Raw genomic sequence first — 17776 nt, 5'->3', positions numbered from 1 at the left:
GCTAAAATTTGTGCCTCATCCCGAAGCGCAACGAAACCTGCTTGTTCGTCGTCGAGGGCGTGACCCCGGTCACCTGCGCCACGGCGTTTTGGCCCAAAGAATCTACGCCGCTCGCCTTTTCATAGGCCGCGACCGTGTACACGTCGGTGCGTTGCGATAGAAAATAATCTGCCCCCGCACTGAAGAGATTGTAGTTGGCGCCGCCTTTTCCGCCCGCGCCTGCATTGCGGGTGCAGTCGTACGCAACGCCCATCAATAGCGATGATGTGAGCCGATATTTCGCGTTGATCTCGACGTTGTTGAACGCCGCCGTGCCACGATAGCCCAGTGTATTCGGCCCTGATTTCGATCCCAAATCCTCAAAACGCGTGTTCGAATACGCGAGATTGACGTTCACTGCGCCGAGACTAACGCCCGCGCCAACGGCCGCGATCTCCAGGCTCTTAGCAGACGAGTAGCCTGCGTACACAGGGTTGCTCTCAGGACTCGTCGCGCTACCGAAGCTGCCGAGATTATTGCTAGTCGCTGGTCCTGCATTTGGATTCGCACCGAAGAACGACGTGTTGGGATTACGAACGTTCAGATAGCCCGCACCGATCGAGAACGGTCCGGCGGCATATCCGGCTCCCGCACCCCAGATCCGGTTGTTGGAGAACGATCCAGCCGTTCCACCGAGACTTATGATCGCTTCGACGGTAAGGCGCTGATACGTCGCACTGCGAAACTTGATTGAGTTGTTGATGCGTCGTGTGTTAAGTGCATCATCCACATCGCCAGGATGTGAAGTCATGTAACCACCCCACTGTGGTGCTGCGAGAAACGGCCCATATAGATCCACGACAGGGTCGTATTGACGGCCGAGCGTCAGCGTTCCAAGCTGATTGGTCAACCCGATATACGCCTGTCGGCCGAATTCCGCGCCACCTTGATTTAACACGCCGTTGTTGCTATAGAAGCCACTTTCAAGCACGAACAGCGCCTTCAGCCCACCGCCGAGATCCTCCGCACCTCGCAATCCCCAGCGGCTTCCTTGAAGACCGGCCGAACCGCCCTCAATCATTGCGAGTTGATGTCCGCCGGTAAAGCTGGATGTCGTCCGCGACGACTGTATGTTGTTCGTATAGTTGATTCCACTATCGACAATACCGTACAGCGTCACCCCGCTTTGCGCGTTGGCAGCGCATGGAATTACGAATTACCACAACCAACGACCGATGGGGATAGCATGGCGGCGCTTCTACTGCTCCGTTCCGCCGACACGTGCCATCTGAACCGGCGTGACATCGTCGGCTCGGGGTTTTGCGAAGAACAGCGCCACGGAGCCGCAAGCGGCGAGCACGGTCAGAGGAAGCAGCGCTAGTTCAAAGCTACCGGTTTGCTCGCGTACCACACCAAACAGCCATGTCGTTAGCGCGGTAGCCATGCTGCCCACGCCGCTCACGATCGACAGTCCTGCCGACACGTCGCGCGCCGACAGCCGTTGCGTGACGAGCGCCCAGAACGGCCCCTTCGACGAGTAGCTGCCGATCAGCATCAACGAGAGCAGCACGATCGTCGCGGCCAGCGAATGGACTATGAACGTCGCCAGCATTGCCATCGCCGAGAGCGTCAGCGCAAAGACGGTGTGCCACACACGCTCGTTGCTGCGGTCCGAACTGCGTCCCCACAACACCATGACTACCGTGGCCACGCCAAACGGAACGCTGCTCAGAAGTCCAGTCTGGAAGTTCGTCAGGCCAAACGACTTGATCAGTTGCGGTTGCCACAGCGACAGGCACACTCCTACGGAGAGTACGCCGGAATAAGTCAGCGATAGCGCCAGAACCTGCCGGTCGATTATCAGACGGAGTATCGACCGCTGCGCGCTTGGCGGTTTCGCCTCCTCCTCGGTGCGGAGTGCCTCGCTTAGCGCCTGCTTCTCGTCATACGAGAGCCAGTTCACCTCCTTCGGGCCGTCCGCCATTAGCCACAGGAAGCACAGACCGAGCAAAATCGACGGCGCGCCCTCGAGCAGGAACATCCACTGCCATCCGCTGAGCCCATAGCCGTGTAATTCCATTAACGAACCAGAGATCGCCGAACCGACGAAGCTCGACAGCGGGACCGCAAGCAGAAAGATCGATGCGATGCGCGCACGGTAGCTGGTCGGAAACCAGCGGGTGATATAGAACACCACGCCCGGGAAGAATCCAGCTTCCGCCGCGCCGACAAGGAACCGCAGCAAATAGAACAGCGCCGGTCCCTTTACACTGGCCATCGCCATCGACAATGCGCCCCACAGAATCATGAGGAAACCGATCCATCGGCGCGTCCCGAATCGTTTTTGACCGAGGTTGCTAGGCACCGAGAACAGGCAATAACTGACAAGGAACAGGCTGCCGCCGAGACCGTAGGCCGTCTGACTCAGGTGCAGCTCGCCGCGCATCTCCAGCGCGGCGAAGCCGATGTTGATGCGGTCGAGATAGGAGATGAAATAGCACAGCATCAGGAACGGGACCAGCCGCCAGGTGACCTTGCGCAGCGTGACCGCGTTTTCTCCCTCGTAAGCACGGGCGCGTTGCATCATGCCGCCTCCGATGACTTTTCAAGGTCGATCTTCGCCGTCAGCTCGATCGATTCGCCGAACCACGCCGCGATGGCGGCCGAGCGGCGGCCGGTGTATGCCGGATTGCCGTTATCATCGAGCCGCATGCTCAGATCGTGCCCCGGTATCAGAATGGCGCCGGGTGTTGCTCGCCATAGTCTCCAGATTCGGTCTATCGTGTCCTGACTCTCCGCCCTGTCAGCGGTCGCGTCCACGTCGTGCGACAGCAGTTCGGCGCGGTTCTTCGCGGCGTCGCCCGTAAACAATACGGGCGGCTCGTTAGCCTCGAGATGGAACAGCAGACTACCCGGTGTGTGGCCTCGCGCGGGAATCGCGCGGATGCCCTCAATGAACATCTCGTTGGCCGCCACACGGCGAACGCGCGAAGAGGCCGCCAACTCGCGGACATACAGTTCCGGCAGCGGATTGAACCCGGGCGGCTGGCGCTCGGCCCACGCAAGCTCGTCCTCGCCGATCCAGATCGTGGCCGTTGGGAACAGCGTAAAGTTGACCGAGTGATCGTAGTGCGCGTGCGTCAGCACGACATCGGTAATGGCTTCTGGTTCCACCCCGTGCTGGCGCAGTTGCTTGAGTAACTCTCGACGCACGCCGAATGCGCCTACGTCGATGAGAATCGTACGGTTGCGACCACGAAGCAATGCAATCGTGCTCCAACCCAGACCGCCGTGGCATACCGCCTTGCCTGGATAGCCCTGGATCAGGACATCTACCTGATACATATCGTCTCCATTCTTTAATTGTTCGAGCCTGCCGGATCGTTTTCCAAGATGATCAGCCAAACCGCGCAGCGGGTTAAGCGCAAAAAATCGGCTGATTCGTGTGTCGCACGCACGAATTGACACCGCGCGCCGGTGGGTTGACACTGAGCGACTCTTTTACCGGCCGGTGTGACCATTGGAATGAACTTCGAGATATCCGATTTGCGCGCCTTCGTCGCGACAGCTGACCTGGGCAGCTTTCGTGCTGCCGCGGACACGTTGCATCTTTCGGCGTCGGCGCTATCGCGTCGAATCGAGAAGCTGGAGGACGCTTTGGGCGTCAGGCTTTTCGAGCGAACCACGCGCAAAATGGATCTAACCATCGTCGGTCGCGGCTTTCTGGAGCGCGCGTATCGAATCCTCAACGAGATCGATAATTCGATACTTGAGTTCGACGATCTTGCACGGAACATGACCGGCGAACTCACGATTGCATGCGTGCCCTCGGCAGTGCGTTATTTTCTTCCGGAAGCGATTGGGGTCTATCACCAGCGTTACCCGGGCATCCGACTGCGCTTGATTGACGAGCCGTCTTCGACGGTTTTTCTCGCCGTCGCGCGCGGCGAGGCCGATTTTGGTCTCACTTATGTCGGCACGCAGGAGCCTGACATCGAGTTCACGCCGCTCCTTGATGACCCTTTCGTTCTCGCCTGCCCGCGCAGTCATCCGCTGGCGAAGCGCAAATCCGTCACCTGGGCGGAACTGGGGGACCTTGACTATCTGGCCATCGCACAAGGCAGCGGCAACCGCGCGGTCATAGACGAAGGCCTGGCGGGCGTGGCTGACCGGCCGAAATGGTTTTGCGAAGTGCGCCATGTGCCGGCACTCGTGAGCCTGATCGAAGCGGGGCTTGGCGTAGGCGTCGTGCCTCGCCTCGCTATGCCGCGGGGCCCGCACAAGGCGCTTACCAGCGTCGCGCTCGTCGATCCGCCGATTCGGCGCACGCTGGGCGTACTCCAGCGTCGCGGACGCGGCTTGTCTTCCGCTGGACGCTTCTTCCTTCAGTTGCTGACGGAGATGCGCGCATCGGATGCGCTGCCCGCGAGCACTGCTGGCTAAGTGAAGCCCCTCGTCCAAACCTCGTGCAGCGCGCAGTGACCTGCCTCGTAACCGGCGTCGCATCGTTTCCCTTCCCATTCGTGCGCGTGACACACCAATCGAACGAAAATATGCGTTTGTCATGCGAATGTCTTCTGTCCGATCATGTGCGAAACACAAGCGCTGTGCCGCAGCAGCCGCTTGAATCGCACGATTTTTTGATCGAAGGAGACGACCCGTCCATGACCGACCCCACCGCAACCCACGGCACCGTCAGCAAGGCGCAATTGACCGAGCTGACCATCGAAGCACTCTGCGCGCTCGGCCTGAATCGCACCGACGCTACCGATACCGCCACTATTCTCGTGCTCGCCGACCTGTTCGGTTTGCGCACTCACGGCACAAGCCGAATTGAATCGTACGGCTCTCGCCTGCGCATCGGCGGCATCAATCCCACGCCGTCGATCACGACCCAACAGGTCGGCCCGGCGCTTCACCGCCTTGACGGCGACAATGGCATCGGCCCGCTCGTCGGCTATCGGGCACTCGATCTGGCGATGACGGCCGCGCGCAAAAACGGCATCGCGTGCGTATTCGTCCGCGGCAGCAATCATTTCGGCCCGGTGTCGCCGTATTCGTACCTCGCCGCCACGCAGGGGTTTGCCAGCATTATCGGCAGCAACGCGACGACGACGATCGCGCCGTGGGGCGGCACCGACGCGCGCTTGGGCAACAGCCCCGTCGGGTTCGGCGTCCCGAACCCGGACGGCCATCCGTTCATTCTGGACATGGCGATTAGCGTCGCCGCGCGAGCCAAAATTCGCAACGCGCTCAAGCGCGGCGAAGCGATTCCGGGCGATTGGGCGACCGATGCGCAGGGCAAGCCGACAACCGACCCGAAAGCCGCACTCGACGGCTTCCTGCTTCCGATCGGCGGCCACAAAGGCTACGGGCTCGCGCTCGTCGTCGATCTGTTCGCTGGACTGCTTTCCGGCGCGGCGTACCTGACGCACGTCAAGTCGTGGGAAGACGACCCCGAAGAGCCGCAAAATCTTGGCCACTTCTTCATTCTGATTGATACGTCCAAGCTCGGCAGCGGTGCGTGGCTCGCCGCGCGTATGGCCGACTATGCGGCAATCCTGCACGGCTCCGAGCCCGCCGATCCGGATGCGCCGGTGATTGTGCCCGGCGAGATCGAACTTGGCCGGCTGGAACGCCAGATGGCCGAAGGCATCGACATTGGCGCGGCACAGTTGGCGATGCTGCAAGCGGCCGCACAGCCGCAGCGTTGAGGCTTCGATTCGTCCGTCAGGTCCGCAGCCCTGCGCCGCCATGCACGTGCGGCGTGGCGGCGAGCAGGCAGAATTGACGGGCCGGGTGGCTCGTTCGAGCGCCCGGTCTCAAATACATAATAAGCTCCAAGGAGCAATAGGTGACAAACATCCGTTGGCGCATCGTCCTGCTGCTGTTCATTGCAGGCTTCATCAATTATCTCGACCGCTCGGCGCTGTCCGTCGCCGCCCCCGCCGTGGCGCAGGAACTGCACATCTCACCGGCCAGCCTCGGGCTGGTGTTTTCGACCTTTTTCATCGGCTATGCGGCATTCAATTTCATCGGCGGCTGGGCGGCCGACCGGTGGGGCGGCAAGCGCGTGTTCTCCGGCGCGATCTTGGCGTGGTCGTTGTTGTGCGGCGCGACCGGCCTCGCTACCGGCTTCGGCTCGCTGCTAGCGATCCGCACTCTCTTCGGCATGGCCGAGGGACCGCTCGCGACGACGATCAACAAGATGGTCAATAACTGGTTCCCTCACAGGGAGTCGGCTACCGCCTTCGGTTTCGCCAATTGTGGACTGCCGCTGGGCGGCGCATTGGCGGGTCCGGTGGTCGGCCTGTTGACGGCTGCCTACGGCTGGCGCGTCGCATTCGCGGGCGTTGCGTGTTTCGGGCTGATTTGGCTGATCTTCTGGCACTTCTTGGCCACAGACAAGCCCCATCAGCATCCGCGCGTATCGAACGATGAGCGCCTCATGATCGAATCCGACCGCAGCGTTTCCGAAGATCCCGCCGACGTGAAGCGCCTCGGTTTCTACCTGAAGCAGCCCGCCATTCTCGCGGCGATGATTTCGTACTTTGGCTATAGCTACGTCCTTTTCTTCTTCCTCACATGGTTCCCGAGCTTCCTGACGATGGACCGCCATCTGAGCCTGAAAAGTATGAGTCTCGCGACGGTTCTCCCTTGGCTGCTGGGCTTCATCGGTTATGGCTTGAGCGGCGCGCTGTCCGATTGGATCTTTCGTCGTACGGGCAACGCGTTGCGCGCTCGCAAGTGGGTATTGATTGTGTGCCTCGGCGCCGCGGGCATCTGCGTCACACTTGCGGGCACTGTCACGACCACGGCTAGCGCGCTGTTGCTGATGGCCATCGCGGTGTTCGCGTTGTATCTGAGTGGGAGCACGTACTGGGCGCTGATTCAGGACACCATACCCGGACCGAAGCTCGGCAGCGTCGGCGGCTGCGTGCATTCGATAGCCAACTGCGCGGGCATCGTCGGCCCGGCCCTGACGGGATTTCTCGTCCAGCAGAGCCATACGTTCTTTAGCGCGTTCGTGCTGGCGGGCAGCATCTCGCTCGTCAGTGTCCTCGCCGTAGCGATCCTGCTGCGTCCGCGAGCCACGGCGCAGTTCGAATCGAATGAAGCGCGCATCTGTGGCTGAACGCCCAGGCGCAAATCCGCCACGGCACTCCCCAGCGAACTACTGCACATATAAAAGAATCTCTAACTCAAATCTCATCCCATCATGATGACACCCGAATCGTCAATCATTCGAGCCTTCACCCCCAGGTGCAAGCTGCGCGCGTCAATTAACCTGGGCAATCCGATTCTTGCGGGCAAGGACGCATCCGGTGCGCCGGCCGGTGTTTCGGTCGATCTCGCGCGCGCGTTTGCGGCAACGCTCGACGTAGAACTGGAACTCGTGGTGTTCGATTCGGCTGGCGAATCCGTCCAGGCGGTAAGCGAGGAGCGCGCGGACTTTGGCTTCTTCGCCGTGGACCCGCAGCGGGGCGAAACCATAGCGTTTACCGAGCCGTATGTGCTGATCGAAGGCTATTACCTCGTGCGCGACGCATCGCCAATTCGCCGCAACGAAGATGTCGACCAGCCGCGAAACCGCTTGGTCGTTGGCAAAGGCAGCGCTTACGATCTTTTCCTCACGCGCGAACTGAAACATGCGCAGATCGTGCGCGCACCGACCTCACCCACCGTCGTGCGAACATTCCTCGAACAGGACCTCGAAGTCGCAGCGGGAGTAAAGCAGCAGCTCGAAGCCGATGCCCGCGAGACGTCGGGCCTGCGCCTGCTAGACGAGCGATTCATGGTGATCCGTCAGGCGATGGGCATGCCGAAAAGCCGTGGCACCGCGGCAGCACAAGCATTGGGTGCGTTTGTCGAGGAAGCGAAGTTATCGGGGCTCGTCGCCCAAGCACTCGCACGGCACAACATTATCGGCGCGTCAGTGGCGCCGCCCGCGTAACCCAGACCATGCACGCCTCGCATTTCCTGTATGCAGTCGTGACTCCACTTACCGGAGGACAATGCCTCGGTCGACACATTGTTAGGCTGGGCCAGTACAGCTTCCGTTGCCGCCGATCGCGCTGTCATGGTTTCAACGCTTCGACGACAGGTATCCAAGTAAAGCGGGCGTCTGAATGGACAACCCAGCGGGCGAACGTCTCCTCCTGGCCGACCCCGGTCCGACGTCGACCGGCGGGCGTCGTCGGCCACAGATCGGCCGCGTCGGGCAACAGTCGATCCACGGCGGCCGACCGTCCTATGTTGCCGCGAGGTCGTTTCCAAGTCCACAAACGGTCATTCGCGACCGCACTCATGACGTCGCCATGCCAGAGGTTGATCCTGTGAGCAGTTGCAGTGTCATCGCAGTTCCGTTTACCCCTCCTGAAGACGCGCCTGCGTTCATACGACGAGTAAAACAAATACTCAGGTCGCCGTGCTGCCGCATTCAGTCAGAATAGCTTCGAACAATCGAGGGAAAGCATTGAATCCCGTCTCGCAGTTGAAATGGCCGCCGCCAGGGACAATCTCGATTGGCATTTCCAGGCTGCGGGCTACCCTCCTGCGACCGCGCGAGTGGAACGTAGGGAACGTTGTCGCCCGCCCAGCATCGCCCCGCTTTGCCTTTTCGATCGCGGATGCCGGCCGAATCGAACGATTCAGCAAAGAACGAATGATTGATAGTGTCGTAGTCGGGAAGGCCTAGCGCACCGATGAATGGCGAGGCCAGGAACAAGCCGTGAAACGGCTCTATTGACCGCTCTACCAATCGCAGCGCGAATACTGCTCCCAAGCTATGCCCAACCAGGATAGTCGGGGCCAAAGACGACGGTTCAACCGCACGATCATAGTCATCGAGCCAGGCTTCCAAAGACTGACCTTCCGGAGTGGAAGCTAAGGCCGTAGTACATCGATACCTTCTTCGCTCAGTGCCGAGTTGAACCACGGAAACCAATTCGTAGCCGGCTCCCCGTGCGCGCCGTGAAGCACAATCACCCGCAATCTCGGTTGTTCATTCCCATTTCAGATCTCCAATAGTTTGATCACAATGGAACCTTCCGCCGCTGTCCGAGTGACATATCTTCGTGCACTCGCAGACCAGCACACTTTTTTCGAAAGTCAACCTGTCCACAAGGAAGAACTCTGAGGGAACTTACATCTTCTGCACGCTCAGCACACTCAACTGCTTATTTTTTGAACGTGTACACCAAGATGGACCCGTTCTGCCTCTTGCTGTTAATGATTTAAGTCTTTCGAACCTGGAGCAGCAACTGGGGTAGGTGCAACTTCACCTGATAGCCGGTGGTGGCGTGTGCATATCGGTTCGCGCGACGTGACACGGCGCTTACCGTCTTGTTCATTCCTTGCTCTCAGGAAAGACACATCCGCCATTGCGCACCAGCGCTTTCACCTCTTCGCTGACTTGCATTGGGTTTCGACTTAATCGAGCAAAAAACTCCTTGCTTTGCCGGACGTACGACTTCGAATCGTACTTCGCACTCCATATGACTATGTTAAACATGATGGGAATGAGGTCCAGGCCCTTCTCGGTCAGAGTATAGAAGTCCTTGCGCCTGTCGCCGGGGTTGGGCGCCCTCGAGAGAATTCCCTGCGCCTCAAGAAAGGCAAGTCGAGAAGCAAGGACATTGGTCGCGATGCCCTCTTCCGATTTCAGGAACTCGCCATATGTCTTTTTGCCAACAAAAACGATGTCACGAATGATCAGGAGCGACCACCGGTCGCCGAATATCTCCACGCCGTAGTTCACTGCGCAGTGGGACCGAACGTCTTCTTTCGATGTCGTCTTCATAGCTAGACTCTAACATCACTTGCATGACGCAAGTAAATTTTCATGATTACTTGTTTTTTGCAAGTCATTTGGCTAGCATGACCCTTAGAGAATGCGAGCACCTATCGACTCACAAGGAGACGTTACTTGAGCACTATCAGCGTCATCGGCGCAGGTGGCATGGCCGCAGCGATCGGCGGTCTCGCCGCCAGGGCCGGACACACTGTCGAGGTGACGAGTCGCGAAACCGCCAAGGCGCCGATGCTGGCCGGGCAGGTCGGAGCTGGCGCGACGAGAGGAACGTTCGGCGCGGCCCCGGCCGCAGACATCGTCATCCTGGCGATTCCCTACGCAGCCGTTCTCGACATGGTGAGGCAGTACCGCGAGGGGCTGTCAGGCAAGCTCCTCGTCGACATCACCAACCCCATCGACGCCGACTTCAGGGGCTTTGTGACCTCTGAGGACAGTTTCGGCGCGCCGGAGATCGTCAAGGTCGCCCCCGCCGATGCGGATGTCGTCAAGGCGTTCAATACCCAGTTCTCTCACGTACTGGCTGCGAGGCCAGGCGGAGGCAACCCATTGGACGTGTTCCTCGCCGGGGACGACGCGCAGGCGAAGGGACGCGTCTCGGCATGCATCGAAAGCCTCGGGCTGCGCCCGATGGATACGGGAAGTTGCCCATGGCGCGGACGCTGGAGCACGCTGTCCTGCTGACGCTAGGCCTCGTCACCCACTCCGTCAACCACACCAACTTCTCACTCGGTATCGGCCTTCCCGGCTGAGCGCACGGGTACCACCACTTCTCGCATCACTCACAAGGAGCAGTTACATGCACGTCTTCGTCACTGGCGGGACCGGCCACGCCGGTTCGCACATCATTCCCCACCTCGTCGCGGCCGGCCACGAGGTCACCGCCTTGGCCCGAACGGACGACTCGGCGGCTGCGGTGTCCGCGCTCGGCGCCAAGGCGCGTCGCGGAGATCTTAGCGACCTCGATGGGCTCAAGGCGGCAGCGGCCGAGTCCGACGGTGTCATCCATGTCGGATACCGGGCTGACCTGCTTCAGGCTGGTGGGATCACCGCCTTAGGCGATTCGGAACTCTCAATCGTGCTCGCTTTCGGCGAGGCGCTGGCGGGGACCGGAAAACCGCTGGTCGTTGCAGGCAGCATCGGCGCACCCACGAACGTGGGTCGGGAAGCCCCTATTGTCGCACCGGTCAGCCTGGGCCGACCGGCGACCGAGGATGACCCCGCCCTTCCTAGCAGGCCCCTGGACGCCGGCACCCTGCGGGCTCGCAACGTCGTGGAGACCGCTGTCGTCGGTCTTGCCGAGCAAGGCGTGCGGTCTTCGGTCGTGCGGATTCCCCTCATCGCACACAGCACGGCCGATCGCGTCGGCTTCCTCCAGATCCTGATCGGGCTCGCGAAGGAGAAGGGCGTCATCGGCTACCCCGGAGACGGCGAGAACCGGTGGCCCGCCGTGCACATCCGCGATCTGGCCTCTTTGTTCCGACTGGCATTGGAGAAAGGTCCTGCCGGCAAGACCTGGCACGCGGTTGCCGACGAAGGTATCCGGTTCCGTGAGATTGCTGAGGCCATCGCCGCTCGCCTGGGCCTGCCCGCTGTGAGCATTCCCGCTGACGAACTGATGGTGCCGGGCTACTTCGGGTTTCTCTCGGCTTTGGTCATGGGCGACTTCCCGGCGTCCAGTGCCATCACGCGCAAGGCTCTCGGCTGGGAGCCTGCTCAGCCGGGTCTGCTCGAGGACATGGACAACGGTCATTATTTCCCCGCCGGCTGAACTGGGCTGACGGCAAGCAGCCGCGTCGCAACAAGCCCGGCAGACAACGATATCCCAACTAACGAGGAAACTGCACATGAGCACTATCAGCATTATCGGATCAGGAGGCATGGCCACTGCGATCGCTGGCCGTGTCGCCAGGTCTGGACAGACTGTCGAGGTGATCAGCCGCGATAACGCAAAGGCGCAGGCACTGGCCGACCAGCTCGCATCCGGAGCGATCACAGGGAAGTACGGCGCCGCGCCGGCGGGCGACATCGTCGTCCTCGCCGTGCCGTACGCCAGCGCGGCGGCGGTGGCGGCCGACTTTGGGAAAGCGCTCGACGGCAAGGTGATCATCGACATCACCAACCCGGTTGCCCCCGACCTTTCGGGCCTCTTGACCCCACCCGGCAGTTCCGGAGCGCAGGAGACCGCCAAGGGCATCCCCGCCGGCGCGCATGTGGTCAAGGCCTTCAATACCATCTTCGGTCACGTACTCGCCAAGGGTGGACGCCTCGACGCGTTCATCGCAGCCGACGATGCGAAGGCGAAGGTCCGCGTCTCGACCTTCCTCGAAAGTCTCGGGCTGCGTCCGTTTGACGTGGGCGGCTTGCAGATGGCCCAGACACTAGAGGCGCTCGGCCTGATGATGATAGGCTTGGCCAAAAACGGCGCCGGCACATGGGACTTCGCCTTGAACGTCGATCTCGGCTGAATCACCGGCCACAGCCTCACCAGCAGGTGCACGACACCATTGAGAGCAAGTCGAGAGACGGCACCGACTACAGGATGGATTCAGGATTCTCAGTAGTGGAGAAATCATTCGTGAACCCTACGCCGCCACGGAAGGCCGAGTAACGGATATCGAGAAGTTTGTCTCCATGTTCTCTGAAGAAGGATACATGGGGACATGGCTACCGGCATGAAGTTCAGGGGGCAGGTCATCGGTGACTCCATTGCCGGGTTGGCAAGTGCATTCCGCGCCGACCTGTCGGTTTTTATGAAGGTATTGATTAGGCCCTCGAAAACTCTTTGTTCTCCCGGTTTTTTGGCTGATTCCATCGATCTCATCCAGGAGTTCAAACTTAAGCGAACAAGGGGTTCAAACTTGCCTGAGCACTGGGCTCGGAAAGCCTTATCCAAACGGCATGAGCAGCTCAGAGTTAAATGAATCCCGACAGTCGGGATTCGCTCGACTTTGAAACTTCGTTCGCTGGCGCTTCAGTTTGAACTCTCGTGTCGCGTCGGACCGTCGACATGACACGATATTTCTGAAAGAAACAATGATTTGCGCCGGTGCCGCGGGTTTCAGCGGCTCATTTCATGGAAGAAACGAATCGGCCGTTTCGATCCTGCCCGAGGCAATCGGTCCGCCGTTGGGCGCGTATCAGGGAATTCCCTACGGCGCTGGGGAACACGCTCGCGGAAGACGGCCTCGAACGGCGCGTTCCGGCCATTGGATGATGCGCGCAGTCGGAAGATCGAGCGCCAGGTGATTCGAGCGCCGGTCGATGCGGCGATGCGGCGCGGCGGCCGACAGTGGCTGAGCAACCGGGCAGCGAAACTGCCGGCCGCGCACGCAGAACCGGAAGCGAAGCAACTTAAAGCGGCGTGATGTTCGCAGCTTGCAGACCCTTGGGGCCGCGCTTCGTCTCATAGCTGACTTTCTGATTTTCGGCGAGCGTCTTGAACCCCTCGCCGCGAATCTCCGAGAAATGCGCGAACAGGTCATCGCCGCCGGTGTCGGGCGTGATAAAGCCAAAACCCTTGCTGTCGTTGAACCACTTGACGGTACCGGTATCCATGGAACTCTCCTGAAGATGAACGAATAGACGCGCCCCCGGTAGGGTCGCGGGACAAAGGATCAAGGAGGGAGAGGACAACGAATACCGCAGGCTGCGGTCAATGATGAGCAGCAATCGCGCTTCTTGAAAGCTTCAACTAGGAAAATTACGCTCAGCCTCGAAAACCGTCAAGCTCTTTCGGCCCACCTGATGGGCGAAGAAACCGTGAACAGGAAAGCGATGCGCATCCCGGCTAATGGTCGGTCAGGGTCATCAGAATGTCCGCGTACCACGCGCTGTTGAGACCCAGTGATTCGTCTAGCTGCAGGTCTCTCGTACCCATATCGATGGTCGACGAATGCACGCCCAGAAGCACCCACGGCAGTTCGCCAGGCGCGTCCTCACCCGAGCGTGCGCTCATGACGACAGGCGCCCCGCTCGTGCCGCGATGAGTCCGCGCGTCCGTGACAAAGCAACCCTTGCCCTGGAAGCGAAGACCGAACGCCGACGCCAGCACGCCTTGCCTTACGACCGGAAGGTGATGCAGCGAGTCATGGAATCCCAGCGGAAAGCCGACGATCAAAAGCGACGCGCCGATCGGCGTCATCTGCCGCGGCCCCGCCAGATGCTCCGGACCGAATGCGTAGTAGCTCGCACCCCGCGGTAACGCGCTTCGTCGGATCTCGATGATGGCTACATCGATCTCGCCACCATCATCGATCCCCTGACGCCAAAGACTCTGGCCTGCCGCATAAAGCGGCACCGAGAACCATTCGGAAGCCCCGAGGTTCGCGGCGTCCACGTGAAGTTCGAGTTCCAGCCGATCCGGGAAATGCTGGCTTGGCGCGTCGATCACGACGTGACGACTCGTAACGAGGAACAGCCGTTCGCCGCGCCTGAAGAAGAACCCGCTGGCATTCGTGAGCCGCCGCTGCTGCGCGAAGGTGCACACCCGCGTCGCGGTGAGGAGCAGTGGCTCCAGTGTCGTCTGATGATCGATACGATGATCCGGGCCCGGAGATTCGCCCGAGGGCACCAAGCCGGCGATGCGTTCCAGCAGCGCATCGTGTTCTGGTCCGAAGTGGCCGGAAGCGAGAAATTGCTCGACTGCGACGTCCGAAATCGTCCCCGCCGATGCCGCGTTCGGCACGTGGCGCACGACGGGAAGCCCGCGCTCGTCGCGGCAAAGCAGCCACTTGTCTCCGTTGGAACTGCAATAGAGTTGAAGCGAGTCTTGGCTCACGCGGGTCCCTGCACGGGTCGATCGTCGAAGGGCAAGCGCACGCGAGCGGACGCCCCTGGGCCGCAACGCGGCCACGCTTGAATGCGGCATCTGCGTGTGCGGCACTCGGGCGAGCCGCCAGCCACCTCGTCTCGAGGATCTAGCTGCGGCCTTCGATTAGCTGGTCGATCGCGCGTCGCGATGAGTTCAACGCGCGCGCGATCGCCTGTTCCTGGCCAGTGGAGTGCAGCTGTCTGGAGTCGACCCAGGGCATCCTCAGCTTGCGCGCCTTCTCTTCCTCCGAAGTCGCCGTGATGCGCGAATCGATCATGAAGCGGCCCGAGACCAGGCGCTCTACCTCGATCGCGATCTCATATCCGCGGTATTCATGCTTTTCCATTTTGACCTCTCGGAGAATCCTTGAGCGAGACATTCTCGACGGCTGCGGGCGACGACGTTTCCCGTTCAGCGTAAGTCACTCGTCAGTGCCGCGCGCGGTCGCAAGCAGAAGCATCAACGGTCGCGATTCCGGTTCCGCCTGCCTGTGGACGAGACGCGAAGCGGTCTATCCGAATCGTGCCTCAAGCCAGGCGATGGCCCATTCCTTCGCGAACACGATCGCGTCTTCACGCAAATCAAATGCGGCGAGATCGCCGCTCATATGAACGTCAGGCTCGCCGCCACCGGCGAGCCGACAGACGATCCTTGCGTGCGCCATGTACTCGCCGTCTGCGCGCCGAGGCGTGGGATCGATCTGAAAAGTGCTCGAATTGAAATGCATGTGAAACTCCCAGATGAACGCCTTCGAGTTCGCTGCGTTCGTCACCACGCGACGGCGAATGTCCTCGCTTCAGGACGGGTTGCCGCGGTCGCGTTGCTGCGGCTGCCATCGAACTCTCTAGTGCCAGTCCCACGTCCTCTGGTCGAGCCCGCGGCCGTCGATCAAACGTTCGGCGTAGACCGCGCAGGCACGTCGCGCGTCTCCTCCATTTTCGAATGGGCGACTTACCGGCACGCGGAAAACGCGACTGTGTGAACTAGCCGTATCTGCATTCGACTGGCTGATACGAACCGAAGCATCGAAGCCTTCGTCGTAGTTGTGAGCGAATCCCGTTTGCGTCGCGCGGTGCGGATACACAAGCAGAAAAATGTCGAAGCCCCGGTATTGGCGATATGGTGTTGTCATTGATTACTCCCACGGCTGAAAGGGCGGCCGGCATGAATGTGAACACGTCCGAATATTCGAACGCGGTAACGCGCGCGACCGCGCTCTCTCGCAGAAAGCGCCGGTCACAGGACAGGTGAGATGAATTGGGACAGCACACGGAGACAAGCACCGCAGACGTCCGTGGCAGAGCACGCAGATCCTCCTGTCATGCTACGCGCTTCGGTGGCGTTGTACAGATAAATCGTCGTGCAGCGGATATCGTCTGCCATGTCATCTGCGATGCGCATGATGCCGATGATCGAGTCCACCAAGCGGAGCACTCGGAAAATCAGGCAGTCATCGAAATGCATTAATCGGCAGAAAGTTCTGCTCGTGCGCTTTGATCCGTTGACCATGCGAGCGCGCGAATCGCACGTTTGCATCGAGGGCGGTAAATGCGCGGCGCCTGCTGACTTTTCGGGTATAGTGGACTATCAATTTCGAGGAGACCATCATGCCAGCATTCCCGCCTCTCCTCTACAAGGGCTTTGAACTTCATCCCCTTGTTTTCGCGCGCGCATTCAATCGCTTCGACGGGCATTCGCGTTACGCCGAAGGTTACGATGTTGCGGTTCGCATCTGTCGTCCGGACACATCGGGCGAGTCCGGCGCAAGCCGCGTCTTCAAGCTGGATCGGCAGGACGTGTTCGCGGACTTCGGTATTGCTCGGCGCGCCGCTCGTCAGCAAGGTGAAGACATCATCGATGGAAAGATACAGGGCGCGTCGGTCATCGATATGTGAGCGATAGCGGCGCTGTCGCGAAGCCGTTTCGTATCTTCCCAACTTCAAAAACGGCGCGCAAATTTGCGCGCCGTTTTTGCGCTCCGCCACGTCATGCCGCGACAGCGAGCGCCCGTCGATCGACCCTCGCATGTCGACCGGCTCACAGACATGCGCACGAACATCGGCTGCGATCGGCACCGACTACCTTTAAGCTGTCCTGGCAGAAAACGCATGATGCGCTCGGCCAGCGAGTGACCATGTGACGCGATCATATGAAGTCGACGACATATCGACTGCCGACGATGGCCGCGTCGCGATGGAATCGCATCTGGACACGCAACGAAGATCCGGACGCGAGCCGGAAAGGCGAGTAGAGTGGCTTCCCCTATCTGAGAATCGGCATGGCGACGGCAGAAGACGTAATCGCAGGACTCGAACAAATGAATCTCGAGAGGACAGGCTGCTCGACAGCGCCAAGAATGAAGGGGACCTCGGCTGCTTGACCGAGCTGACTGTGCGCCGCAGTGCAGACACAGAATCGTTGGCAAGCGGTGACAGTCGGAAAATTTAGACGTGCGTCCGAAGGGACGTGCAGAGTGCGCACCTACGTTTCGGAGTCTGCCGTGCCAACACCTGAAGATGTGATCGCGGTATTCGAGCAAATCAATATCGAAGGAAAAGATTTCACGCGGCTCGAGGACGCATGCGCCGGCTTTGCTCAGTGGCTGGCGGTCGAATGGGAGGGGCTCAGGGACGAGGAAGTTCGGCTTCTGATGGCGGTTGGGGCTACGTTGTGGCGCGAGGCTTCTTTCGGTGGCGGCTCGCACAACTGGCGCCCGCTCTCCTGAAGCGCCGGCCAGAATCAACGGGCAACGCACCGCCAAAACGCATTTCTCCGGGCGAACTCTGAGTGACTTCTGAGACTGTCTGGCAACCGATTTTTTGATTCGGTCCATCTGCGTATCCTTCGTCTGCTCTCCTGTAAGTGCGTGCCTTAGAAGCGATTGCCGCAGTCAACATGGTTGGCATTACCGGCAAAACGAACTTGCATGGCTCGACCCGCTCTGGCGCCAATTCGACTTCGAAGAATGACATCTCCTTACGTAGCGTAATAAGGTCTTCGGCAACTGTACCGTCCAATGTCGAGTCGGGAGCTCTCGCATGGCGCGTCTGCGGCGGCGAGGAAGATGCCACGATTTGACATTCAAGGATCGAGGTCAGTATTGAGGCGGCAGCGCCATGCGCAATCAGCACGCTCGGTGTCTTTAACCGGTTTGGGCACGTTTGATGCGGCTC

Annotated in this window: 19 protein-coding genes; 10 read left to right on the top strand and 9 right to left on the bottom strand. The window is 60.3% G+C overall.

Annotated elements, in window-relative coordinates:
- Nucleotide 1: 1 nt before the first annotated feature.
- The 3 genes from AWB83_RS16230 to AWB83_RS16220 are packed head-to-tail and all read right to left on the bottom strand — an operon-like array spanning nt 2 to nt 3324.
- A complete protein-coding gene (locus AWB83_RS16230; protein ID WP_087046588.1) occupies nt 2-1189 on the bottom strand; it encodes a porin in 1188 nt (395 codons plus the stop codon).
- A 48-nt stretch (nt 1190-1237) separates the two neighbouring features.
- A complete protein-coding gene (locus tag AWB83_RS16225) occupies nt 1238-2566 on the bottom strand; it encodes an MFS transporter (RefSeq protein WP_087046587.1) in 1329 nt (442 codons plus the stop codon).
- Nucleotides 2563-3324, bottom strand: a complete 762-nt coding sequence (locus AWB83_RS16220) for an MBL fold metallo-hydrolase (protein ID WP_087046586.1) — start codon at nt 3322-3324, stop codon at nt 2563-2565. Before AWB83_RS16220 ends, AWB83_RS16225 begins: the two co-directional genes overlap by 4 nt.
- A 180-nt stretch (nt 3325-3504) precedes the next feature.
- On the opposite strand from AWB83_RS16220, the gene AWB83_RS16215 reads away from it, so the two are divergent.
- The 4 genes from AWB83_RS16215 (at nt 3505) to AWB83_RS16200 (ending at nt 7933) form a co-directional block, all read left to right on the top strand.
- Nucleotides 3505-4422, top strand: coding sequence for a LysR family transcriptional regulator (locus AWB83_RS16215; RefSeq protein WP_087046585.1), 918 nt, complete (start codon nt 3505-3507; stop codon nt 4420-4422).
- A gap of 221 nt (nt 4423-4643) precedes the next feature.
- Nucleotides 4644-5693, top strand: a complete 1050-nt coding sequence (locus tag AWB83_RS16210; protein WP_087046694.1) for an Ldh family oxidoreductase — start codon at nt 4644-4646, stop codon at nt 5691-5693.
- Nucleotides 5694-5833: 140 nt separating this feature from the next.
- A complete protein-coding gene (locus AWB83_RS16205) occupies nt 5834-7114 on the top strand; it encodes an MFS transporter (protein ID WP_087046584.1) in 1281 nt (426 codons plus the stop codon).
- Between the two features lie 87 nt (nt 7115-7201).
- Nucleotides 7202-7933, top strand: a complete 732-nt coding sequence (locus tag AWB83_RS16200) for an ABC transporter substrate-binding protein (protein WP_087046693.1) — start codon at nt 7202-7204, stop codon at nt 7931-7933.
- 486 nt (nt 7934-8419) lie between these two features.
- Here the strand turns inward: AWB83_RS16200 and AWB83_RS37725 are convergent, their stop codons facing one another.
- Nucleotides 8420-8974: an alpha/beta fold hydrolase gene (locus AWB83_RS37725; RefSeq protein WP_143750069.1), complete on the bottom strand. Its 555-nt coding sequence runs from the start codon at nt 8972-8974 to the stop codon at nt 8420-8422.
- A 354-nt stretch (nt 8975-9328) separates the two neighbouring features.
- Nucleotides 9329-9781, bottom strand: coding sequence for a winged helix-turn-helix transcriptional regulator (locus AWB83_RS16195; RefSeq protein WP_087046583.1), 453 nt, complete (start codon nt 9779-9781; stop codon nt 9329-9331).
- A gap of 126 nt (nt 9782-9907) precedes the next feature.
- Here AWB83_RS16195 and AWB83_RS16190 point away from each other — a divergent pair, with 126 nt between their 5' ends.
- From AWB83_RS16190 to AWB83_RS16175, 4 genes are all read left to right on the top strand, one after another.
- Nucleotides 9908-10474: an NADPH-dependent F420 reductase gene (locus AWB83_RS16190; RefSeq protein WP_341866708.1), complete on the top strand. Its 567-nt coding sequence runs from the start codon at nt 9908-9910 to the stop codon at nt 10472-10474.
- 115 nt (nt 10475-10589) lie between these two features.
- The gene (locus AWB83_RS16185; protein ID WP_087046582.1) at nt 10590-11561 is read left to right on the top strand and encodes an SDR family oxidoreductase; all 972 of its coding nucleotides are present in this window, start codon (nt 10590-10592) and stop codon (nt 11559-11561) included.
- A 70-nt stretch (nt 11562-11631) separates the two neighbouring features.
- Nucleotides 11632-12258 carry an NADPH-dependent F420 reductase gene (locus AWB83_RS16180; RefSeq protein ID WP_279629088.1) on the top strand — a complete coding sequence of 209 codons (627 nt, stop codon included), beginning with the start codon at nt 11632-11634 and terminating at the stop codon, nt 12256-12258.
- Between the two features lie 195 nt (nt 12259-12453).
- Nucleotides 12454-12714: a hypothetical protein gene (locus AWB83_RS16175; RefSeq protein WP_087046580.1), complete on the top strand. Its 261-nt coding sequence runs from the start codon at nt 12454-12456 to the stop codon at nt 12712-12714.
- 430 nt (nt 12715-13144) lie between these two features.
- Here AWB83_RS16175 and AWB83_RS16170 read toward each other — a convergent pair whose 3' ends face one another.
- The 4 genes from AWB83_RS16170 to AWB83_RS16155 form a co-directional block, all read right to left on the bottom strand.
- Nucleotides 13145-13348, bottom strand: a complete 204-nt coding sequence (locus AWB83_RS16170; protein ID WP_050328720.1) for a cold-shock protein — start codon at nt 13346-13348, stop codon at nt 13145-13147.
- Nucleotides 13349-13580: 232 nt separating this feature from the next.
- Entirely contained in the window at nt 13581-14309 is a 729-nt protein-coding gene (locus AWB83_RS16165) for a S1 family peptidase (protein ID WP_244197771.1), read from the bottom strand.
- Nucleotides 14310-14709: 400 nt separating this feature from the next.
- Nucleotides 14710-14949, bottom strand: a complete 240-nt coding sequence (locus AWB83_RS16160) for a hypothetical protein (RefSeq protein WP_087046579.1) — start codon at nt 14947-14949, stop codon at nt 14710-14712.
- Nucleotides 14950-15114: 165 nt separating this feature from the next.
- On the bottom strand, nt 15115-15330 hold the full coding sequence (locus tag AWB83_RS16155) for a hypothetical protein (RefSeq protein ID WP_087046691.1): 216 nt from the start codon (nt 15328-15330) through the stop codon (nt 15115-15117).
- An 880-nt stretch (nt 15331-16210) separates the two neighbouring features.
- Here AWB83_RS16155 and AWB83_RS16140 point away from each other — a divergent pair.
- Both AWB83_RS16140 and AWB83_RS16135 read left to right on the top strand, forming a co-directional pair.
- Nucleotides 16211-16498: a hypothetical protein gene (locus tag AWB83_RS16140; RefSeq protein WP_087046576.1), complete on the top strand. Its 288-nt coding sequence runs from the start codon at nt 16211-16213 to the stop codon at nt 16496-16498.
- A gap of 605 nt (nt 16499-17103) precedes the next feature.
- Complete coding sequence (locus tag AWB83_RS16135) at nt 17104-17328, top strand: hypothetical protein (protein WP_087046575.1); 225 nt, start codon at nt 17104-17106, stop codon at nt 17326-17328.
- Nucleotides 17329-17776 lie beyond the last annotated feature (448 nt).

Source organism: Caballeronia ptereochthonis, from assembly GCF_001545075.1.
Classification (GTDB): domain Bacteria; phylum Pseudomonadota; class Gammaproteobacteria; order Burkholderiales; family Burkholderiaceae; genus Caballeronia; species Caballeronia ptereochthonis.
The sequence above is the reverse complement of the archived record's forward strand: the minus strand, read 5'-3'. Positions and strand labels throughout refer to the sequence as shown.